The 3,235-nt window shown below is 53.6% G+C and carries 2 rRNA genes; both read right to left on the reverse strand.

The annotated features are described in order from the left end of the window. A 5S ribosomal RNA gene (gene rrf, locus AACS92_RS22265) occupies positions 1-104 on the reverse strand. A 112-nt stretch (positions 105-216) separates the two neighbouring features. Further along, a 23S ribosomal RNA gene (locus AACS92_RS22270) occupies positions 217-3,125 on the reverse strand. Positions 3,126-3,235: the final 110 nt, after the last annotated feature.

Here is a 3,235-nt window from a genome sequence, read left to right on the forward strand (position 1 = left end):
CCTACTCTCACATGGGGAGACCCCACACTACCATCGGCGCTACGGCGTTTCACTGCTGAGTTCGGCATGGGGTCAGGTGGGACCACCGCGCTATTGCCGCCAGACAAATCCTGTTTTCAATCCCGAACAAGCTGTCTGACCGTCTTCTTTCGGTCATGTTTTTTCTCTGAAACGCTGTCTTTGCTCTCAATCCCCGCAAAACACCTTCGGTGTTGTCAGGTTAAGCCGCACGGTTCATTAGTACTGGTTAGCTCAACGTCTCGCAACGCTTACACACCCAGCCTATCTACGTCCTCGTCTCGAACGTTCCTTCAGGACTCTCTAGGAGTCAGGGAAGACTCATCTCAAGGCAAGTTTCCCGCTTAGATGCTTTCAGCGGTTATCTCTTCCGCACTTAGCTACCGGGCAGTGCCATTGGCATGACAACCCGAACACCAGTGGTGCGTCCACTCCGGTCCTCTCGTACTAGGAGCAGCCCCTTTCAATCTTCCAACGCCCACGGCAGATAGGGACCGAACTGTCTCACGACGTTCTAAACCCAGCTCGCGTACCACTTTAAACGGCGAACAGCCGTACCCTTGGGACCTACTTCAGCCCCAGGATGTGATGAGCCGACATCGAGGTGCCAAACACCGCCGTCGATATGAACTCTTGGGCGGTATCAGCCTGTTATCCCCGGAGTACCTTTTATCCGTTGAGCGATGGCCCTTCCATTCAGAACCACCGGATCACTAAGACCTACTTTCGTACCTGCTCGCGCCGTCACGCTCGCAGTCAAGCTAGCTTATGCCTTTGCACTAACCTCACGATGTCCGACCGTGATTAGCTAACCTTCGTGCTCCTCCGTTACGCTTTGGGAGGAGACCGCCCCAGTCAAACTACCCACCAGACACTGTCCGCAACCCGGATAACGGGCCTACGTTAGAACACCAGCCATTAAAGGGTGGTATTTCAAGGATGGCTCCATGCAGACTGGCGTCCACACTTCTTAGCCTCCCACCTATCCTACACATCAAGGACCAGTGTTCAGTGTCAAGCTATAGTAAAGGTTCACGGGGTCTTTCCGTCTTGCCGCGGGTACACTGCATCTTCACAGCGAGTTCAATTTCACTGAGTCTCGGGTGGAGACAGCCTGGCCATCATTACGCCATTCGTGCAGGTCGGAACTTACCCGACAAGGAATTTCGCTACCTTAGGACCGTTATAGTTACGGCCGCCGTTTACTGGGGCTTCGATCAAGAGCTTCTCCTTACGGATAACCCCATCAATTAACCTTCCAGCACCGGGCAGGCGTCACACCGTATACGTCCACTTTCGTGTTTGCACAGTGCTGTGTTTTTATTAAACAGTTGCAGCCAGCTGGTATCTGCGACTGGCTTCAGCTCCGGGAGCAAGTCCCTTCACCTAACGCCAGCGTGCCTTCTCCCGAAGTTACGGCACCATTTTGCCTAGTTCCTTCACCCGAGTTCTCTCAAGCGCCTGAGTATTCTCTACCTGACCACCTGTGTCGGTTTGGGGTACGATTCAATGTTACCTGGAGCTTAGAGGCTTTTCCTGGAAGCCGGGCATCTGTCACTTCAGCACCGTAGTGCCTCGTCATCACGCCTCAGTGTTATACAGCGGTCCGGATTTACCAAGACTGCCCACCTACACGCTTAAACCGGGACGACCGTCGCCCGGATGACATAGCCTTCTCCGTCCCCCCTTCGCAGTAACACCAAGTACAGGAATATTAACCTGTTTCCCATCGACTACGCTTTTCAGCCTCGCCTTAGGGGTCGACTCACCCTGCCCCGATTAACGTTGGACAGGAACCCTTGGTCTTCCGGCGTGCGGGTTTTTCACCCGCATTATCGTTACTTATGTCAGCATTCGCACTTCTGATACCTCCAGCAGCCCTCACAGGCCACCTTCAACGGCTTACAGAACGCTCCCCTACCCAACAACACTTACGTGTCGCTGCCGCAGCTTCGGTGCATGGTTTAGCCCCGTTACATCTTCCGCGCAGGCCGACTCGACCAGTGAGCTATTACGCTTTCTTTAAATGATGGCTGCTTCTAAGCCAACATCCTGGCTGTCTGAGCCTTCCCACTTCGTTTCCCACTTAACCATGACTTGGGGACCTTAGCTGGCGGTCTGGGTTGTTTCCCTCTTCACGACGGACGTTAGCACCCGCCGTGTGTCTCCCGTGATAACATTCTTCGGTATTCGCAGTTTGCATCGGGTTGGTAAGTCGGGATGACCCCCTAGCCGAAACAGTGCTCTACCCCCGAAGATGAATTCACGAGGCGCTACCTAAATAGCTTTCGGGGAGAACCAGCTATCTCCCGGTTTGATTGGCCTTTCACCCCCAGCCACAAGTCATCCGCTAATTTTTCAACATTAGTCGGTTCGGTCCTCCAGTTAGTGTTACCCAACCTTCAACCTGCCCATGGCTAGATCACCGGGTTTCGGGTCTATACCCTGCAACTTAACGCCCAGTTAAGACTCGGTTTCCCTGCGGCTCCCCTATACGGTTAACCTTGCTACAGAATATAAGTCGCTGACCCATTATACAAAAGGTACGCAGTCACACCCCAAAGGGTGCTCCCACTGCTTGTACGTACACGGTTTCAGGTTCTCTTTCACTCCCCTCGCCGGGGTTCTTTTCGCCTTTCCCTCACGGTACTGGTTCACTATCGGTCAGTCAGGAGTATTTAGCCTTGGAGGATGGTCCCCCCATATTCAGACAGGATACCACGTGTCCCGCCCTACTCATCGAACTCCCACTGCCAGCGTTTTCAGATACGGGGCTATCACCCTTTACTGCCGGCCTTTCCAGACCGTTCTCCTGACGCTGACACTGATGTTAGTTCTGGGCTCCTCCCCGTTCGCTCGCCGCTACTGGGGGAATCTCGGTTGATTTCTTTTCCTCGGGGTACTGAGATGTTTCAGTTCCCCCGGTTCGCCTCCTGACCCTATGAATTCAGGTCAGGATAGTGCAACGGATTGCACTGGGTTTCCCCATTCGGGTATCGCCGGGTCTTGCGGGTCATATCCCCTTCCCGGCGCTTATCGCAGATTAGCACGCCCTTCATCGCCTCTGACTGCCTAGGCATCCACCGTGTACGCTTAGTCGCTTAACCTCACAACCCGAAGGTGTCTTCGGATGCGAGTTTTTGAGAGACTCATCAGTCACTGTTACACAGTGCTGATTGTTTCAAATTTTCAGCTTGTTCCAGATTGTTAAAGAGCA

It is taken from the genome of Xenorhabdus sp. KJ12.1, from assembly GCF_963876495.1.
Classification (GTDB): domain Bacteria; phylum Pseudomonadota; class Gammaproteobacteria; order Enterobacterales; family Enterobacteriaceae; genus Xenorhabdus; species Xenorhabdus stockiae.